This window comes from Streptomyces sp. NPDC101178 (assembly GCF_044767965.1).
In the GTDB taxonomy this organism is placed as follows: Bacteria; Actinomycetota; Actinomycetes; order Streptomycetales; family Streptomycetaceae; genus Streptomyces.
The window spans coordinates 329069-347278 of record NZ_JBIWOZ010000009.1 but is presented as its reverse complement, the minus strand read 5'-3'; the positions used below and the strand labels follow the sequence as shown (position 1 = coordinate 347278).

Below are 18210 nucleotides of genomic sequence, written 5' to 3'. Positions count from 1 at the left end.
GCGGCGTTCGCGTGGCTGCCGCGTCCACCGACTCACGCATGCCTGAAACCCTGAGCCCGCATCGTGCGGTCGAGGTGCCAGAACGTCTTGTCGATGGCGTGGCGCGGAAAGGTGAGGGTGTGAGGGGTGATGGCTGCGGGGATGAACTCGCAGCCCTCCTCGGCCAGTACCAGGACGCGATCGAAGCCGCAGCGCCCCTGGAAGAGTCCGATCTCATGGATGACGTTCTGGCGGGCGACGCGGTGCCCTTCGCTGGTGGCGTCCTCGGCGGTCAGCACGCAGATGGCGAAGTCGCACCGCTGAAGGTAGTCGCTGAGGGCCTCGGTGACCGGGCGGCTGCCCCAGGCGTCCGACTCGAAGGAGTAGACCGGTACGCCGAAGCGCTGCTCGACAAACGCCTTCACCGCCAGCCATTCCGGGTTTCTGCCGTGAGCGACGAACACGCCGCCGGGGAGAGCGGCGGTGCGCCGGGCCGCGTCCACCGACCGGATGAAGTCGGCTGTCACCTGTGCCAGTTGGGCGTGCCCGTGACTACCGACGTAGCGCAGTTTGTGACGGGCCAGGGTCATCCCGAGGATGGCTCCCAGCTCGATCTGGAGCCGGTCACCGGTGAGGACGGCGAGCAGCCCCGCAGCGAAAACGTCGCCTGCCCCGGTGGCGTCCTCGATCTGGTCGTCGGCGAGCACGGCCTGCGGGTAGAAGCTGCCCAGGGCCTTGCCCGTTTCCCGGCGCCAGGTCTGGATACCGGTGCGGCGCTTGACCACGATCACGCTGCGGTCACCGGCCACATGTTCCAGCAGCCGTGCGGCGATGTCCTCGTCGGAGTCCGCGGGTGCCCGCTGGCCCAGTTCACGGAACTCGCGGTGATTCAGGAGCAGATAGTCGGCCAGAGCCACCATGCCCCGCACCTCGGGCGTCGGCGAGAGGCTCCACACGTGACCGGGGTCGAAGCTGATCCGCGTCGAGGGGCTGACCCTCTTCACCTCGTGGAGCAGGGCCAGCAGCGTCCTGGGGGTGCGCTCGTCGAGGAAGGAGGTGACATGGACGACCCGCGCGGAGGCCAGATAGCGGACGAGGTCGTCGAAGGAGCGCTCAAGGTGGTCCGCCATCGCGGCGTTCGCGCCCGCATGGGTGAGCAAGGTGCGCTCACCGTCCTCGGTGAAGGAGAAACACACTCCGCACAGGCGCGTGTCGTCGGGGAAGACCATCTGGTGATCGACGCCCATGGCCTCCAGATGTGCGAGAGCTGACAGGCCGGGGCCTGGGACCCGGCCGGCGACTCCCACATAGCCCAGACGCAGGTCGAGCTGGAGTTGCGCGAGGGTGTTGATCGCGTTGAACGCGGAACCGCCCAGAGCGGTTTGGAGCGACGCGGCATCCGTCGCCTCCAGGGCCGCGTACACGATGTGCTCGTCCACCGCCGTCTCGGTTCCCCACTCGGGCACCGGCCGGCCCTCGTCCAGGAGGCCGACGATGCGGGTGCTCAAAGCGGCCCCGGAGCCGGCTTCCGGCGCGGCGGCGCGGGAGGCGGTGGTGATGTAGTCGAGGTTGAGCGCACCGATCCCGACCACATCCAGAGCGAAATCGGAGGCGGGCTTTTCCGGCCGATCCGCGCTCAGATCAGTGGTCATATCGGCCACCACCGCGCACAAAACCTTCCCTCACGAGCATTCTCTCCAACTCCCAGAAAGTGGCGTCCATGCGACCGGGTGCGAAGTCAAGGCGAATCAGTCCGGCAATGTTCGACGGCGCTTCACAGCCTTCCTCGGCCAGGATCGCCACGCGTCCGAAGCCGTAGTATCCCTGGAAGATGCCGACTTGGTGAACGATGTCCTCGCTGGCCCTACGCCCTCCGCCCGCCATCAGCCGCGAGGCCGACAGCACGCACACCGCGAATCCGCACCGCTCAAGCCGCTGACGCATCAACCGGGCGTACTCGTCTCCGCCCGACGGGTCTCGCGCCAAAGCGCGCACGGGCAGGTGGCAGTCCTCTTGCAGGAATCGGCGCAGCGACCCCAGATCGGCGCCGTCGTCGTGCGCGACCAGTACCCCCGGGGGCCGGGTGCCCGGGCCGGTCAGCTTCTCGGTGGATTGCAGAAAGCCTTGGTCCAGACGTGGAGAACCCACCTCCGGCGCATGCTGATGGTGCAGGCGGTGTCGGGCGAGGGTCAGCCCGATGTAGGACCCCAGTTCCACCTGTATGCGTCGTGACAGCAATGCGGTGAGCACTGCGGCGGCAAACACGTCCCCGGCGCCGGTCGCGTCCTCGATCGCCGTCTCATGACCGGGCCGCTGCAGCTGGAAACGCTGCGCCAGTACCCCGGCCGCAGAGGAACGGAAGACCTCGACCAGGTCGTAGCGTTTGGTGACGAATACGGTGCAGTCCGCACCGCACAGGTCCAGAACCCGGCCGGCCAGAATATCGTCGGATTCTCCCGGTTCGTAATCGCCCAGGGCCTTGAGTTCCCGGTGGTTCACGAACAGGAGATCGCTCAGAGCCAGAATTCCGTCGATGCTGTCGGTGCGATGTTCCGCCCAGTCGTAACCCGGGTCGAAACTGATCCGCAGGTGGGGATTGAGCCGTCGTGCCGCGGTGAGTACCTCCAGCATGAGCGGCGGCGTGACTTTGTCCAGGAACGAGGTGACGTGCAGGACCTGCGCCCGTGCCAGATAGGCCGCAATGGCCTCCCTGTTGTCGCGCAGATGCTCGGCCATGGCGAAGTTCGCGCCGGGATGCGTCAGCATGACCCGCTCGACATCATCGAGGAAGGAGAGGCACATGCCGCTCAACCGGTCACTTCGGCGTGCCACCCACCGCCGGTCTATCCCCAGAAGATCCATCTGCCGGATGAAGGACAACCCGGGTGTCTCGATCCGTCCAGCGATTCCCACATAGCCGAGGCGGATATCCACACGCATCTGTGCGAGTGCGAAAATGGTGATCCACGCGGAACCGCCCAACGAGGCGTCCAACGAGGATGCGCCCAGCCGCTCGATGGCCTTCGTGATGACGGCCTCATCGACGGGCCCCTCGATGTTCCATTCGAACCGGGCGGTCGATTCGGAGATCTGCTCGGCCATCTTCTGCGACAGCCGCGAGGCACTGGCGATCAGGTCCACTTTCAACGCCCCGAATCCCACAATTTCAGGACTGCGCTCCGGGTACACGCCACTGTCGTCCGGCCCCACGGCCGCCCCCTCACCAGTGCACCAGCCAACGGGTCCGTTCCAGGTGCGCTATACCCGGACGGCGAGGCGAACTACCCTCAGCGCCGCGCGGGCTGGAGGGACGTGCTGCACAGTCCGCGCCCGGGGTTCGGGTTTCGAGCTTCGGGCTTCGGGGTTCGGGGTTCGGGGTTCGGGGTTCGAGTTTCAGAGGCCGGTCGGTTCGCTCCTTCGGGGGTACGTGGGCGAGGTCGGGCCCGAAGCTAGGGTCCCGGGACACGGGCGTCGGGATGCGGGCTTCGGGCTTCGAGCGCCTTCTTTAACTGGCGGGTGAGATTGGGGGGTAGGGGAAACCTCCCCTACCTCCCTGACCCGTAACGGCGAGCAAGTATGACTAATGGTGACGGCTTGCGGCGGAGCGTCACGAGTGCTTACGGTTCGAGAACTAAGCGACCCCGACGCGGTGTTAGCGCACCAGGCCGGGGTCTGACCGCAAGATCGATCCCGTGGAAGGCGATCCCGTGGCTACTCAGCACACTAGCTCCGCCCTGCCCGCCCCCGCACGCTCCGCCCCGTACCCGATGGCGAAGCCCGGCTACGGCAAACGCTCCGCACCCGGCCAACCTGAGCGCACGCCGCGCGACTTCGGCGTTCTCCCTGTGCGCGAGCGGTACGTGGCCTCTTACGTCGACCATCTCCCCGAGGGTGCGGCGATGAGCGTGAAGGAACTGGCCAAGCAGCTCCCGCTCTACGGACAGCAGGCCATCAGTAGCGCCCTGACCGCCCTGTCGGTGGCCGGGCACCTGCGGCGCGTACGGTGCGCGGTCGGCGCGGGCGAGGAGATGCGGTGGGTGTTCCGCACGTTCTGGTCCCGCACCGCCCACGACAACGAGTGGTGGACCACCTACCTCGCCACCGAGAAGACCGCCCAGACGGCGGGCCCGGAACCGGAGGCGACCACCCCGCCGCCGCCCTGGGTCCCGGACGAGGAACCGCCGCCCGCGCCGGAGGAGACCGCTGCGGACGGGGCTTCCGAGGCCACCGCCGTACCGCGTCAACGCACTCAGGCTGAGGCGCCGGACGCAGAGTCAGCCGCCCCGGACGCGGCTCCCGCTCAGGCCCCGGCGACCCCTCACTCCTCCGAAGCCGCTCCTTCCCCCGCGTACCTCGCTCTGGCCCGCCTCGGCCACGAGGACCGGCGCCTGCCCCTCTCCGTCGGCGACTGCGGCGCCTTGGAGCCCCTGGCGGCGGAGTGGCTCGCCCGGGGCGTCAGCGTGGACTACTTGATCAGCGCCCTCACCGCAGGACTCCCCGCCCAGGTCGACAGCCCCCTCGGCTTCATCCGCAGACGCCTCACCGACAAGCTCCCACCCCGGATCCCCACCGCAGCCAGCACCTCACCCGGCGCCCCTGACTCCGCCCCGGCCCGCCGCGTCCTCATCGAATGCACCGACTGCGGCCGCCCCGGCCAACCGGAAGCCCTCCCCGACGGGCTCTGCCGCCCCTGCCGCACCACCCGCCAACCCGACACCGAACAGACCCCCGTCGCCCCCACCGAGGCCGCCGACATCGAGGCCCGCATGGCCAACCTCCGAGACCTGCTCAAAGCCGTCTGAGGCCGACGGGCGGCGGATGTCCCCCTTGCCAACTCGGAGAATTAGAAGTCCCTTTGTAGTCGGCGAGGGCAGACTTACTTCCGACATACGCAGCGCCGGGCGCAGCCCGCTCGCACCTCGGGGGAGATATGTCCGTTTCTCGAGAAGCAAGTAAAAACGAGCCTCTGGCCACCTAAACCCGCAGGTCACGAACGGTGGTCCCCGCGAACGCGGGGGTGGTCCCGGCGGGCAGATCAACGGCACGCAGATCAACGGGTGGTCCCCGCGCACGCGGGGGTGGTCCCACCTACGAGATGCCCAAGGAGCTGACCTGATGGTGGTCCCCGCGCACGCGGGGGTGGTCCCCGGCGTCCGTCGTCTGTCCCGGTGAGGACGTGGTGGTCCCCGCGTACGCGGGGGAAGGGGGACCATGGTGGTGCAACCGGCCGCCGAGAGACAGAGGTAGGGCAACCATGGTCGCGTTCCACGCGTCCGCGCTGGACGGACTCGCCCGCAACCCGGCGCTGCCGACACCGCTGCTGCTCCGACCCCGAGGTACGGCGGGCCGCCGCACTGGGTGAGTGCCGACGGGATGCGCACCTCACCGCCGAACTTCTCCGCGACCCGAAGTCCGCCGCCGAGGCGCTGCGCCACGGGCTTCTCCACCGCGCCGACGCCGAACGGTGCGTCGCCGAGCGGACGCACCTGGCCGCCCTCGCCGAGAACCCGTCGCTGCCCGCCGACCTCGTGGAGCGGCTCGCCGTCGACCTCGACGAGGACGTACGGCTCGCGGTCTCCGTCAGACCCGAGCTGGCTTCCAGCGCGGCGGCCAATCCCGCGCTCCCCGAGGACGAGATGACCGCTGTCCTGGACCGGGCCGGAGTTCCCACGTAACCACCCAGCGGAGACACCCTTCCGGGTCTCCACCGCCTCACCGCAAGCGGCCCCACTTCGGGGCCGCCGAGACGCTCCGTACCATGCGCAGGTGATCTCCCAGATACCCGCCGACACCCGTCGGCTTCTCCTCGTCGCCTGCACCGTCACGGCGCTGGTCGCCGGAGCCATCGGCGCGTTCGCCGCCCAATCCGTCCGGCCGGACTGTTCGTACTCGGTGTTGTCGCTGACGTCGGAGCCAGGGTCGGCGGAACAGGAAGAGGCCATCGAACGCGCCTACTGGCAAACCGTCGCCGCCGGCAACTGCGAACCGCCCCACGCCCGCTGGCAGTTCTGGCGCGGCTGACAGGGGAGGGCGGCAGGCCCTCTCCCCGGCCCGCATGACCACTACGCTGGCCGCGTGACCAGCCACGACAACGCCAACGTCAATATCGACGCCACCGCCACCGATGCCATGCTCGAAGACCTCCGTACGCTCGTCGAGATCGAGTCCCCCTCGCGTGACCTCGACGCCTTGGCCGCGTCCGCCGAAGCCGTCGCCACCGTCATCGAGAACCGTCTCGGCGGTCAGGCCGTGCTCATCGTGAACGAGGGTGGGACGCATGTGCACTGGGCGGGCGGTGGTGAGCCCCGGGTGCTGGTCCTCGGCCACCACGACACGGTGTTCCCGCTCGGTACGCTCGCCCGCCGGCCGTTCACCGTCGCGGACGGGCGCGCGACCGGGCCCGGTGTCTTCGACATGCTCGGCGGTCTCGTGCAGGCCGTTCACGGGCTGGCGACGCTCGACGAGCGGGACCGGTCCGGCGTGGAGATCCTCGTGACCGCCGACGAGGAGGTCGGTTCCTTCTCCTCCCGGGCGCTCATCGAGGAGCGGGCCCGCGCCTGCGGTGCCGTGCTCGTCTTCGAGGGGGCCGCCGACGGGGGAGCCCTGAAGACCGCGCGCAAGGGCTGCGGCGCGTTCCGGGTCTCCATCGCGGGGCGGGCCTCGCACGCCGGGCTGGAGCCGGAGGCCGGGGTCAACGCCCTCGTCGAAGCCGCGTACCAGGTGCTGGACATCGCCGCCCTCAGCCGGCCCGAGCTCGGGACGACGGTCACCCCGACCGTCGCGTCCGCCGGGACCCTGGAGAACGTCGTACCCGCCGAGGCCACCGTCGTCGTCGACGTCCGGGTGGAGTCGGCCGAGGAGAAGGAGCGCGTCGAAGCCGCCTTCGCCGGGCTCGCGCCCCATGTGGACGGGGCGCGGATCACGGTCGAGGGGTCCATCGGGCGGCCTCCCATGCCCGCCTCCGCCGCTGCCGAACTCTTCGTGCTGGCACAGCAGTTGCAGCCCGGTATCGACGCCAAGGCGGTCGGCGGCGGCAGCGACGGCAACTTCACCGCCGCTCTGGGCGTGCCGACGCTCGACGGCCTGGGCGCGGTCGGCGGCGGCGCCCACGCCGACCATGAGTACGTCGTCGTCGACGCCATGGCCGAGCGCGCCCAGCTGGCGGCCGGGCTGGTGAGCGCCATCCAGCGCGCGCCGAAGGCGTAGGGCGCCTCCGCCCGGAGTGTCGCCGCAAATTCGTTACCGTCCCGGCCGCCGAGAGCGGAGACTCGCCCCATGGCTGACATGGAGGCATTCCGCGAGGCGGTCACCGCATGGGTGGCAGGCGGGCCGCCCGAACCCGCCCGTGAGCTGGCCGAACAGCTCCCCGTACGGACCGCCGTCCTCCTGGAAGGCCCCAGCGACGCCGCCGCCGTCAACGCGCTGGCCGAGAGCCGTGGCCGGGACCTCGCCGCCGAGGGGGTCTGCGTCCTCCCCATGGGCGGCGCGATGAGCGTCGCCCGTTTCGCCGGTCTCCTCGGGCCCTCCGGGCTGGGTGTCCGCCTCACCGGCCTCTGCGACGAGCGGGAGCGCGGCTTCTACGAGCGAGGGTGGGAGCGGGCCGGGGCGGGGGCGGAGCAGGAGTTCTTCGTCTGCGCGGCCGATCTGGAGGAGGAGCTGATCCGCGCCCTCGGCGTGCCGCGCGTGGAGGAGCTCGTCCAGGCGGAGGGCGACCTGCGCGCGCTCCAGATCTTCCTGCGGCAGCCCGCCCAGCAAGGCCGTGCCCCGCAGCAGCAGTTGAGGCGCTTTCTCGGTACGAAGAAGGGGCGCAAGATTCACTACGGCCGCGTCCTCGTCGAAGCCCTGGCCGCCGACCAGGTGCCCGCCCCGCTCGACGACCTGCTCGCCCACCTCTGAGTACAAGGTTCCCGGGACACGCGGTCTGTCCACCCGGCCCGCGTTGCGGCACTCTGGTGTCCGTTCAACTCGCGTAGATTCCACGGCACTTCGCACACCCCGCACCCCACTGCACGGTTGTCGACCCGGAGGATTCCCCACCCATGCGCCGCTCTCCCCGAACGCCATCCCGTACCCATGCCCGTACGCGTACGAGCCTCCTCGCCCTGCTGGCACTTCTCGGCGGACTCCTCACCGTCACCGCCACCGCGTCCCCCGCGGCCGCCGCGCCCAACTTCAAGGCGCCGTACGCCTGCGGCCAGCAGTGGACCTACAGCCACCACTCCGCCGAGGTCAGACGGGCTCTCGACTTCGTCCGCACCGACGGCGGCGCCACCGCCGGCTCCCCGGTCCTCGCTTCCGCCCCCGGTACGGCCTACCGCCACTCCCAGCCCAGCGGCGCGGGCAACTACATCTCCATCGACCACGGCGGCGGCTGGCAGACCTACTACTTCCACCTCAACGCCTTCTCCGTCGCCAACGGGGCGCGCGTCGGCCAGGGCCAGCAGATCGGCACCACCGGATCCACCGGCAACAGCTCCGGCGCCCACATCCACTACGAGCAGCTCCTCAACGGAGTCGGCCAGAACATCGTGATCAACGGCCAGTCACTGAGCCCCTATCCGGGCTCGTACTACGCCAAGTACCTCACCAGCGACAATGGCTGCGGCGGTGGGGTCGGCAAGTACTGGGTCGACACCTTCGCCAACGCCACCGGCTACGCGGCCCCCAACACCGCCGACGCGCAGGGCATTCTCAACGCCGGTACGAACTACGTCTACTGCAAGGTGTGGGGTGCCCGCGTCGGTACGGCGACCCAGTTCAACCACTGGTGGCTGCGCACCGACCTGGACAGCGTCTACGCGGGCAAGAACGGCCGCAACGCCTACGTCTCCGCGTACTACCTCTCCCGCTGGGGCAACGACGAGGCCCGCGACAACAACGGGACCGTGATCCCGAACTGCTGACCGCGCTCCCCATGACCCCGTGCACGGGAGGGCCGCGGCGGCTTCCTTCCCGTGCACGGCCTGTGGGGATCCTCGGGGGCGCATCGGCGAGCCCTCAGAACCGCAGTGCCCCGATCGGCCGCCGAGCCGCCCGAGCGTCGAGAGTGCCCAACTCCACGACATCCGGCTCCTCTCCGCGTACGGACTGCCGCCGCGCCGTCGCCCACCGCATCCCGGCAGTAGATTCGCGACCTCATCGAGGAAAGCAGATCATGATCGAGGGATCGGCTCGCGTTCCGAAGACCGAGCTTGAGTCTGCGCGCGGCCACAGGAGCACATACAGCGGGTCGAACAACGACTGTGTCGAGCACGCCGCCCTCCCCTCCGGCCGCCACGCAGTCCGCGACACCAAGGACCGCACCCTTGGCGCCCACACGTTCGCCCCGCCCCCTGGCAGGCCTTCGTAACCGCCGTACGGGACGGCTCGCTCCAAGAGCCCCTGGCAGCCGGGCCCGCGCAGCCTCACATCCGGGATCTCAGCACGTCGACCTCGCAGCCCGGTGCGAACGGGTCGAAACCGTGCTCGGTCAGCCAGCGGACCGCCAGCAGGCTGCGCAGCGACCACCATGCGTGGATCACGCCGCGGTCAACGTCGGTGCCGTAGCCGGTGAGGACGTCGCCGAGGTGCTCCTCGTGTCCGAGGGTGAAGGTGGCGAGGTCGTACAGGGCATCACCCCGGCCCGCCTCGGACCAGTCGATGATGCCCGTGACCTCGTCGCCGTCGACGAAGACGTGCGCGATCTGCAGGTCGCCGTGGGTGAACGCCGGAGCCCACGGCCGGAGTGCGGCCTCGGCGACCTGGCGGTTGCGGGTGACCAGGTCGGCGGGGAGCAGGCCGTTCGCCATGAGCAGCTCGCACTCGGCGTCGAGTTCCGCAGTCAGCGCGGCGGTGCTCCGGCCGGCCCGGCCGGGCCGGGGCGGCAGCGGTGCGTCGTGGAGCTTCCGGATGGTCGCGCCCGCTGCGGTCCATGCCTCCGGTGACCCGGTCGACGGTCCGCCGAGGCGTCCGAGCGTGGTCCCCGGAAGCGCTGCGATGGCGAGCACGGGCGGCTTGCGCCACAGGACCTGCGGGGTCGGGACCGGTGCGAGGGACATCGCCTCGACCTCGGCATCGATGCGCGCCTGATCGGCGTCCACCTTCAGGAACACGTCGCCGACGCGCAGCGTCGCACGCTCGGAATGGGCGACGACGACTTCGAGCTCATCCATGGGCGACCAGTATCCCGGGGGTGCTCCCCGACGTCGCCGGCTTTATCGCGTGCGCTTACGTGGCCGACGCGAGTAGGCGGAGGAGGCATGTGGTGCGAGAGCGACTCCGCGTACGACATCAAGGTCCGCGACGGACTCATCCCCGCCCCGCCTCATTCACCCGGCCGGGGCTTACGGTGTCACGTGTCTCTCCCAGGCCCGCAACGACTTCCGTAGCCTGGCCCGCGAGCCAACCATGAGCTCGGCCGAACGAGAGCGCTCCGCACGTGACAGCTTTGTTCCCTGTTACGGCGTGCGCTATCAGATGTCGATCACGGCCGCGCCGAACGTGTTCGTCGCCTCCGAGAACGCCTTTCGCCGGCTGCGCGACGTGCGGGATCTTGCCGCAGCCGGCACGCTCGCCGGAGACGAGGCGTACTCAGGGGGCCGAGCCGAGTACGAGGCGGCGCTCGAAGGACTCCGGGACGCTATGCGACTCGATCTGGGGGCCGATCGGGAACTGATTGTGGTCAGGTAAGGGCAGCGCCCGCATTGCCGCCACTCCCGCGTTCCTCAGAGGAAGAGCCTCCGTACATGTGCCGCAGGAACCCGCCCGGAAACCCGCCCCTGGACCCGCCCGGTGCCGTCATCCGCTCCGTCGCCCTGCGCATGATCCGCCGGCTCGCTGACCGGCCGCAGCTGGTCAGCGCCCTGACATCGGTCGTTCACATGGTGGAGAACGACGAGACCGATTTGGCCATGGACGACATCGGGTTGCTGATCCAGTACTCCCGGTTCTCCGTCCTGCGGTCGGAGTACGAGGACCTCGTCCGCGCCGCGGAACAGCTGGACTCCCTCGACTCGCTCACCGACACAGGGGTGGAGCGGTTCGTCGTCGACGGATAGGGGAGCGGCGAGGGGGCAACTCCGGGGCGGCTCGGCTCACTCGAAGAACTTCAGGCTCCACCCCGTGTTCGTGTTCGGCCCCGGCACGTTGGCCCGCGAGTACGTCGTGTTGCCCCACCACGCGAACGTGCCCGTGTACCAATGGCGGTTGGCCCACTCGTACGGTGTGCCCTTCGGGACCGCGTGGAACATCGACGGGAACCTCTGGCCCGCCGGCGGGCTCGTGTTGATGTCGCCGTGCAGCAGGACGAACGTGTGGTGGCCGGGGCCGTTCACGTACAGCGTCGGGTCCCAACCCGCCATCATCGTCGCCCGGTTGGAGCCGAACAGGCAGCCGTTCGACTTGTACCAGTCCCATACGTTCGTGGGGTCGCCGCCCGCCCGCAGGCGCAGGTCCGCCAGGCAGTACTGGTCGCTCCAGCTGCCGTTGGCCGAATACACGATGTGCAGCTGGCCGTTGGGGTCCTTGATGGCCTCCGGGCTCTCGTTGATGAACGGGTTGCCCACCACCCGCTCCCAGCTCTCGCGCGGCTGCGAGATGATGTGCCGGGCGCCCGTGGGCTGCGTGGGGCTGCTCATGCGGGCGATGTAGAGGTTCTGCTCCACGTTCGTGTCGCCCGCCCAGCCCGACCAGACGAACCAGCGCTGGCCGTTGAAGGTGAAGAGCGTGCCGTCGATCGCCCACTTGCCGTCGGGCAGGGCGAGTTGCGTCTCGGCGCCGTAACCGCTGTCGGAGTTGGCGGAGCTGATCACGAACATCCGGTGCGCGGCGCCCCGGCCGGCCGTGAAGTAGATGTAGTATCGGCCGCCGTCCATCACGATCTCCGGTGCCCAGACCTCGCCCCGGCCGCGCGTGTCCGACCAGACCTGGCGGGCGGGTGCCGTGGCGAGGCCGCCCGTCGACGAGGCCTGGCGTACGACGATGCCTCCGCCGGTCGACTGGACGCCGATGTACGTGCTGCCGACTCTCAGCACGCTGGGGTCGGCCGCGCGCAGGCTCGTCTGGCCCTGCGTGCCCGACTCCCCTGCGGGCGGGGCTCCTTGGGCGGTGTCGGGCGAGGAGAGGAGCAGGGTGGCGGTGAGGGCGCCGGTCAGCGCCAGGGCGCCGAGGGCGCACAGGGTGCCTCGGGCGGAAGAGCGGCGGAACAGTCTCATGGGCTGGCTCGCTCCCGTTGTGCCTCCGGGTGGGGTGGTGCGCGGACAGGGGCGGGGAGGGTGCGGCGGAGGCTGTGGGGTGGGGGCCGCCTGGCCGGTGCGCGCGTCCGGGTGGGGTTTCTATCGTTGGAAGAGCGCTCTCACAGCATCCCGGTGGGGTGTGAGGGTGTCAACGAGCCGGGCAGAGCTGAGTGGTTGCCCTAGTGCGGCCACATCGGCGGGTCCGTGACGAAGTGGCCGCCCACCCGCGCGTCCGCCGGTTCGGCCGGGTCCAGCTCGCCCTGCTCGGCCACCAGCTTCGCCGCGTACGGCTCCGAGTCGTCCCGCGGGTCGTAACCGAGCGCGCGCGCCGTCGTCAGGTCCCACCACAGGCGGGTGTTGGCGGACGAGCCGTGGACGACCGTGTGGCCCACCGCCTCGGCGGTCAGCGCCGCGTGGAAGAGCCTGGCGCCGTCGGCGGGGCTCAGCCAGACCGACAGCATCCGTACGGAGGTGGGTTCCGGGAAGCAGGCGCCGATCCGGACCGACACCGTCTCCAGGCCGTGCTTGTCCCAGTAGAGCTGCGCCAGGTCCTCGCCGAACGCCTTCGACAGGCCGTAGAACGTGTCCGGGCGGTGCGGTGTGCCGACCGGGATCAGCGGGTCGCCGGGTCGCGGGCGCGGGGTGCAGCCGATCGCGTGGTTCGAGGAGGCGAACACGATGCGGCCCACGCCCTCCTCGCGCGCGGCCTCGTAGAGGTGGTATGTGCCCTCGATGTTCGCGCGCAGGATCTTCTCGAAGGTCGACTCCAGGGAAATGCCCGCCAGATGGATGATCGCGTCCACTCCGCGTACCGCCTCGCGCAGTGCCTTTCGATCCGCCAAGTCGGCTGTGATGGAGGTCGGTTCGCCGTCGATCGGTACCAGGTCGAGGAGCCGCAACTCGTAGCCGTACGCGGGCAGCAGGTCCCGCATCAGCGTGCCCACGCCGCCTGCGGCGCCGGTCAGCAGGAGGGTGCGGGGGGTGGGCATGGGGGCCTCCTCGGTGCGGAGCGCCGGGGGGCCCGACCGGCTCTCGCCCTCGGCGCCGTCATCAGCGTCATGAACGTCGTTCACGTGGGTGAGCAAGCTAAGGGGGCCCGGCAGGCGCGTCAACCCCCTTGGTTCGCGACCCTGTTGGTGGTGCCTGGAGGCGCCACCGGTCGTTAGGGCGGGTCCGGGCGTACGGCGCGGACCCGGACGTACGCCGAAGAGGCCCCGCCGCAGCGCGCGGCGGGGCCTCCTGGTCACACGCGTACGCCTCAGGCGTCGGCGCCCGCCTTGCGGCGGCGTACGAGGAACATCGCGCCCGCCCCGAGCGCCACGGCCGCGCCGCCCGCGAGGGCGAGCTGCGTGGTGGCGTCGGACGAGCCGGTCGCGGCGAGGGTGCCGCCCGTCGTGGTCACCGGGACGCTCGAACCCGAGCTCTGCGGGGTGACCCCGTTGCCCGCCGCAGGCGCGGTGGTGCTCGTGCTGGGCTTCGGCGCCGGCTTGGTGACGGGCTTGCCGGCCGCGGCCTTGATGTCGAACTCGTCGACGGCGGCATCCTGCGTCAGGCCGCAGGAGCCGTCCTTGTTGAAGTAGTCACCCGCGATGAAGGTGAGGCCCTGTCCGGCCGGGGCCTTGGCGTCGACGTCAAGGCGGAGCTTGATGTCCGCCTGCTTGCCGTCCTTCAGCGCGCCGACGGCGTCGATGTAGAGGTCGCCGTCGACGTCTCGCCACTTCGGCGACTTGGCGGTCGACCACTTCAGCTTCAGGTACTTGGCGATGTCCTTGGCGCCGCTCTTGTCGGTCGCGTGGACGCTCGCGTACGTGAGGACCTTGTCCAGGTCCTTCCCGGTGTCGTTGGCCACCCGGACCGAGAAGGTGGTGGAGGTACCGGCGGTGACCGAGGAGGGCAGGCCCTTCACGACGGTGGTCAGGCCGGGCTCGTCGATGCACTCACCGTCCCCGTCCCCGTCGTCGCCGCCCTGGTTCTCCTCCTCCTTCTTGGCGCGCTCCAGAGCCGCTTCGGCGGCCGTGACGGCGGCGAGCGCCTTCTTCGTGGCCTCCTGCGCCTTGGAGAGCGCCTTGAACGCGTCGACCCTCGCGTCGTCCGCGAGCTCGTCGGCCGCCGCGGCCTCGGCGTCGGCGGTGGTCTTGGCCGTCGCCGCTGTGGCGGCGGCCGTCTTGGCGTCGGCGAGGGTCTGCTGCGCCGCGGTCCGCTCCGCCTCGGTGGCCTCCTCGGTCAGGCCGTCGAGCGCGGTCTGCGCGTCGGTGACCGCCTGGTCGGCGGTGGTCTTCGCGGTGGCGGCGTCCTGCGCGGCCTTCTTGGCGGCGTTGGCCGCCACGGTCAGCGGCGCGGTGTCGGAGACCGCCGCCTCCACCGCCGCGTAGGCGGTCTGCTCGGCCGCGAAGGCGTCGTCGTAGGCCTTCTCCGCCTCGGCCAACGCCTTCTCGAGCTCCTTGACGGTCGGCTTGGCGGGCGTCTGCGCCTGCGCGGGAGGCGCGGTGTCGGCGTAGGCGGGGGTGACGGAGAGCATGACGGCGGGCGTCGTCACGGCGACGGCGACGGCCGTGGCGAGAATGCGGCGAATCTTCACATGGGCCCTTTGAGTCCGGAGCAACGAAGGAGAGCGGCCGTCCCCGCGACGCCTGCGGCGAACACGGTGCCGACGGTGCGCAAGGCGTCAACGTGGTGGAACACGCGAGCGGCCAGTGGCGATGGTATGGCCGGAGTCCGGACGTGCGGTCGGTTTTTCGGCGGCGGACGGGCCGTGCAGACGCTGTGACGAACGGACACACCGCGAGAAAAGGTGCAGTTGCTCTCTTCTGCTCCACTTTTCCTGTGATCAACGCCATGGGTGGACTTCCGCGCCTCTTGTCTGATGGGTCGTCAGGTATGACGATGGCGGCCGTCACCCGGGCGGCGGACGCCCGGGTCCGAAGGGGAAGGAGGCCGCCGTGCCGCTACCCACGCCGGGGCCGCTGCCGCTGCCGTCGTCCGATGGGCCGTTGTCGTACGGAATCCAGCTCCCGGTCCAGTCGCAGAGCGCCCTCTACGCCGAACCCTGGGAGGCGGCGGCGACCCCCGCCGACCTCGTCCGCATCGCCGGGGCGGCCGACCGCGGCGGTTTCGCCTACATCGCCGGCTGCGACCACATCGCCATCCCGCGCCGGCTCGCGGAGGGCATGAGCACGGTCTGGTACGACCCCGTCGCCACGCTCGCGTTCCTCGCCGGGGTCACCGGACGCGTCCGCCTGATGAGCCACGTCGCCGTCGTCGGGCTGCGCCATCCGCTGATCACCGCCAAGCAGTACGCCACCCTCGACCACCTCAGCGGCGGCCGGCTGATCCTGGGCGTCGGGGCCGGGCACGTACGGGAGGAGTTCGAGGCGGTCGGGGCGGACTTCGACGGGCGCGGCGGTGTGCTGGACGAGAGCATCGACGCGCTGCGGGCGGCGCTCGGGCCACAGGAGTACCCGGAGTTCGCCGGTGAGCGGTTCTCCTTCGCCGGCCTCGGCCAGCTCCCGCGCCCCGCACAGGAACGCGTGCCGATCTGGGTGGGCGGCTCCTCGCCTGCCGCCGTGCGCCGGGCCGCCGTGCGCGGTGACGGCTGGCTCCCGCAGGGCGATTCCCGCGACCGGCTGCCCGCGCAGATCGCCCGGGTGCACGCGCTGCGGGAGGAGGCGGGGGTCGAGGCGCCGATCGTCATCGGTGCGATCACCGAACCGCTGTACGTCGGTGAGCCCGGCCGGCCCGTCGGGCGGCGGACCCTCACCGGGAAGCCGGAGGAGCTGGCCGCGTCGCTGCGGGAGTACGCGGCGATCGGCGTGCACCAGATCCAGGTGCGGTTCCGGAGCCGGAGCGTGGACGAACTGACCGATCAGATGGCGGCGTTCGGGGCGGACGTGGCCCCGCGCCTCAACCAGTAGGGAGCGCGGTATGGGCAAGCTGGACGGGCGGGTCGTCCTGGTCACCGGGGCGGCGCGCGGACAGGGCGAGCGGGAGGCGCGGCTCTTCGCGGCGGAGGGCGCGCGGGTCGTCGTCGCGGATGTGCTGGTCGAGCAAGGAGAGGCGCTGGCGAAGGAGTTGGGAGCCGACACGGCTCGGTTCGTGCGGCTGGACGTGGGGCGGGAGGAGGGGTGGGCCGAGGCGGTGACCGTGGCCCGGGACGCCTTCGGGAAGATCGACGGGCTCGTCAACAACGCGGGCATCCTCCGCTTCAACGAGCTGGTCAACACCCCGCTGGCCGAGTTCGAGCAGGTGGTGCGGGTCAATATGACCGGTGCGTTCCTCGGGATCCGGGCGGTGGCGCCGGAGATCGAGGCGGCGGGCGGCGGGACGATCGTCAACACGTCGTCGTACACCGGTCTGACGGGGATGCCGCTGGTCGGCGCGTACGCCGCGACCAAGCACGCCGTCCTGGGGCTGACCAGGGTGGCGGCGATGGAGCTGGCCGGCAAGGGCGTGCGGGTCAACGCCATCTGTCCGGGCGCGATCGACACGGCGATGAGCAACCCCGCCCTGCTGGACCCGGACGCCGACCTGAGCCGGTCGGACGCGGCGCTGGACGCGTACTACCGCAAGCTCGTGCCGATGGGGCGGATCGGGCGGCCCGAGGAGGTGGCGGCGCTGGCGCTCTTCCTGACCGGTGAGGACTCCTCGTACATCACCGGGCAGCCGTTCGTCATCGACGGCGGGTGGCTGGCGGGCGTGAGCCCGTTCTGAGTGTGACCGGCTCCCTGCCTGACGGTGCGTCAGCTATTGACGGGTCGTGGTGGCGGTGGAACAGTCGGTCGCGCATCGCAATCTGACGATGCGTCAGAAAAATTGAGGACGGTGAACCTCCGTGGAATTCGGGCTCTTTGTTCAGGGGTACGTGCCCGCCGCGCGTGCCGAGGTGGACCCCGAGGCAGAGCACAAGGCGCTGATCGAGGAGACCGAGTACGTCATCCAGGCGGACAAGTCCGGCTTCAAGTACGCCTGGGCCTCCGAGCACCACTTCCTGGAGGAGTACTCGCACCTCTCCGCCAACGACGTGTACCTCGGCTATCTCGCGCACGCCACCGACCGCATCCACCTCGGCTCGGGCATCTTCAACCCGCTGGCGCCCGTCAACCACCCGGTGAAGGTCGCGGAGAAGGTCGCCATGCTCGACCATCTCTCCGGCGGGCGATTCGAGTTCGGCACCGGGCGGGGTGCGGGCAGCCACGAGATCCTCGGGTTCATGCCGGGCATCACCGACATGAACCACACGAAGGAGCTGTGGGAGGAGACGATCGCCGAGTTCCCCAAGATGTGGCTCCAGGACGAGTACGTGGGCTTCCAGGGCAAGCACTGGTCGCTCCCGCCGCGCAAGATCCTGCCCAAGCCGTACGGGGCCGGGCATCCGGCCATGTGGTACGCGGCCGGGTCGCCGTCCTCGTACGCCATGGCGGGGAAGAAGGGGCTCGGGGTGCTGGGCTTCAGCGTGCAGAAGGTCTCCGACATGGAGTGGGTCGTCGAGTCCTACAAGAACGCGGTCAAGGACGCGGAGCCGGTGGGGGCGTTCGTCAACGACAACGTGATGGTCACCTCGACCGCCATCTGTGCCGAGACGCATGCCAAGGCCGTGGAGATCGCGGTGGGGGGTGGGCTGAACTACCTCCAGTCGCTGCTGTTCCGCTACCACGACACGTTTCCCCGGCCGGAGGGGATTCCGGAGTGGCCGGAGCTGCTGCCGGAGTACACGGAGGAGATCGTGGAACTGCTCATCGCGGAGGAGCTGATGATCTGCGGCGATCCCGACGAGGTGCTGAAGCAGTGCCGGCGGTGGGATCAGGCGGGGGCGGACCAGTTGAGCTTCGGGCTGCCGATCGGGATCAGTCCGCAGGACACGATGACGACGATTCGGCTGATCGGGGAGCACGTGATTCCGAAGATCGATACGGATCCGGTGCATCGGACCTCGCGGTTCCGGGCCGCCGCGAACTGATTCGCGGCGCTGCCCCGGACCCCCGCGCCTCAATCGCCGGCGAGGCTGAGACCGGGCTGCGTGAAT

General features: G+C 70.2%; 18 protein-coding genes. 12 read left to right on the top strand and 6 right to left on the bottom strand.

The window, feature by feature from the left end:
- Positions 1-32: 32 nt before the first annotated feature.
- Together ACIRR8_RS26135 and ACIRR8_RS26130 are read right to left on the bottom strand one after the other, a co-directional pair.
- On the bottom strand, positions 33-1631 hold the full coding sequence (locus ACIRR8_RS26135) for a PfkB family carbohydrate kinase (protein ID WP_404069268.1): 1599 nt from the start codon (positions 1629-1631) through the stop codon (positions 33-35).
- Positions 1621-3189 (bottom strand): PfkB family carbohydrate kinase, encoded by a 1569-nt coding sequence (locus tag ACIRR8_RS26130; protein WP_404069266.1) that lies wholly within the window; start codon positions 3187-3189, stop codon positions 1621-1623. The genes ACIRR8_RS26135 and ACIRR8_RS26130 overlap by 11 nt, the downstream gene beginning before the upstream one ends.
- Before the next feature lie 497 nt (positions 3190-3686).
- Between ACIRR8_RS26130 and ACIRR8_RS26125 the strand changes: the two genes are divergently transcribed.
- From ACIRR8_RS26125 to ACIRR8_RS26095, 7 genes are all read left to right on the top strand, one after another.
- Positions 3687-4781 (top strand): MarR family transcriptional regulator, encoded by a 1095-nt coding sequence (locus ACIRR8_RS26125; protein ID WP_404069264.1) that lies wholly within the window; start codon positions 3687-3689, stop codon positions 4779-4781.
- Between the two features lie 366 nt (positions 4782-5147).
- A complete protein-coding gene (locus ACIRR8_RS26120; RefSeq protein WP_404069262.1) occupies positions 5148-5654 on the top strand; it encodes a hypothetical protein in 507 nt (168 codons plus the stop codon).
- 91 nt (positions 5655-5745) lie between these two features.
- On the top strand, positions 5746-6000 hold the full coding sequence (locus ACIRR8_RS26115) for a hypothetical protein (protein ID WP_404069260.1): 255 nt from the start codon (positions 5746-5748) through the stop codon (positions 5998-6000).
- Between the two features lie 108 nt (positions 6001-6108).
- Complete coding sequence (locus tag ACIRR8_RS26110; RefSeq protein ID WP_404069453.1) at positions 6109-7185, top strand: M20 family metallopeptidase; 1077 nt, start codon at positions 6109-6111, stop codon at positions 7183-7185.
- 69 nt (positions 7186-7254) lie between these two features.
- A complete protein-coding gene (locus ACIRR8_RS26105; RefSeq protein ID WP_404069258.1) occupies positions 7255-7875 on the top strand; it encodes a TOPRIM nucleotidyl transferase/hydrolase domain-containing protein in 621 nt (206 codons plus the stop codon).
- Between the two features lie 143 nt (positions 7876-8018).
- Complete coding sequence (locus ACIRR8_RS26100; protein WP_404069256.1) at positions 8019-8882, top strand: M23 family metallopeptidase; 864 nt, start codon at positions 8019-8021, stop codon at positions 8880-8882.
- A gap of 11 nt (positions 8883-8893) precedes the next feature.
- Positions 8894-9328, top strand: a complete 435-nt coding sequence (locus tag ACIRR8_RS26095) for a DUF397 domain-containing protein (RefSeq protein ID WP_404069254.1) — start codon at positions 8894-8896, stop codon at positions 9326-9328.
- A 55-nt stretch (positions 9329-9383) separates the two neighbouring features.
- On the opposite strand, the gene ACIRR8_RS26090 is transcribed toward ACIRR8_RS26095, so the two are convergent.
- Positions 9384-10130, bottom strand: a complete 747-nt coding sequence (locus tag ACIRR8_RS26090; protein ID WP_404069252.1) for a phosphotransferase family protein — start codon at positions 10128-10130, stop codon at positions 9384-9386.
- 235 nt (positions 10131-10365) lie between these two features.
- On the opposite strand from ACIRR8_RS26090, the gene ACIRR8_RS26085 reads away from it, so the two are divergent.
- Together ACIRR8_RS26085 and ACIRR8_RS26080 are read left to right on the top strand one after the other, a co-directional pair.
- Complete coding sequence (locus ACIRR8_RS26085) at positions 10366-10647, top strand: hypothetical protein (RefSeq protein ID WP_404069250.1); 282 nt, start codon at positions 10366-10368, stop codon at positions 10645-10647.
- A 56-nt stretch (positions 10648-10703) separates the two neighbouring features.
- Positions 10704-11015 carry a hypothetical protein gene (locus ACIRR8_RS26080; RefSeq protein WP_404069248.1) on the top strand — a complete coding sequence of 104 codons (312 nt, stop codon included), beginning with the start codon at positions 10704-10706 and terminating at the stop codon, positions 11013-11015.
- A gap of 36 nt (positions 11016-11051) precedes the next feature.
- Here ACIRR8_RS26080 and ACIRR8_RS26075 read toward each other — a convergent pair whose 3' ends face one another.
- The 3 genes from ACIRR8_RS26075 to ACIRR8_RS26065 all read right to left on the bottom strand — a co-directional run bounded on the left by ACIRR8_RS26075 (position 11052) and on the right by ACIRR8_RS26065 (position 14769).
- Positions 11052-12170 (bottom strand): glycoside hydrolase family 43 protein, encoded by a 1119-nt coding sequence (locus ACIRR8_RS26075; RefSeq protein ID WP_404069246.1) that lies wholly within the window; start codon positions 12168-12170, stop codon positions 11052-11054.
- 200 nt (positions 12171-12370) lie between these two features.
- Positions 12371-13180, bottom strand: a complete 810-nt coding sequence (locus ACIRR8_RS26070; RefSeq protein ID WP_404069244.1) for an NAD-dependent epimerase/dehydratase family protein — start codon at positions 13178-13180, stop codon at positions 12371-12373.
- Positions 13181-13449: 269 nt separating this feature from the next.
- A complete protein-coding gene (locus ACIRR8_RS26065) occupies positions 13450-14769 on the bottom strand; it encodes an LPXTG cell wall anchor domain-containing protein (protein ID WP_404069242.1) in 1320 nt (439 codons plus the stop codon).
- 385 nt (positions 14770-15154) lie between these two features.
- Here ACIRR8_RS26065 and ACIRR8_RS26060 point away from each other — a divergent pair, with 385 nt between their 5' ends.
- The 3 genes from ACIRR8_RS26060 (at position 15155) to ACIRR8_RS26050 (ending at position 18144) form a co-directional block, all read left to right on the top strand.
- The gene (locus tag ACIRR8_RS26060; RefSeq protein WP_404069451.1) at positions 15155-16102 is read left to right on the top strand and encodes a TIGR03619 family F420-dependent LLM class oxidoreductase; all 948 of its coding nucleotides are present in this window, start codon (positions 15155-15157) and stop codon (positions 16100-16102) included.
- Positions 16103-16112: 10 nt separating this feature from the next.
- Positions 16113-16898 (top strand): SDR family NAD(P)-dependent oxidoreductase, encoded by a 786-nt coding sequence (locus tag ACIRR8_RS26055; protein WP_404069240.1) that lies wholly within the window; start codon positions 16113-16115, stop codon positions 16896-16898.
- Positions 16899-17019: 121 nt separating this feature from the next.
- On the top strand, positions 17020-18144 hold the full coding sequence (locus ACIRR8_RS26050) for an LLM class flavin-dependent oxidoreductase (protein ID WP_404069238.1): 1125 nt from the start codon (positions 17020-17022) through the stop codon (positions 18142-18144).
- Positions 18145-18210 lie beyond the last annotated feature (66 nt).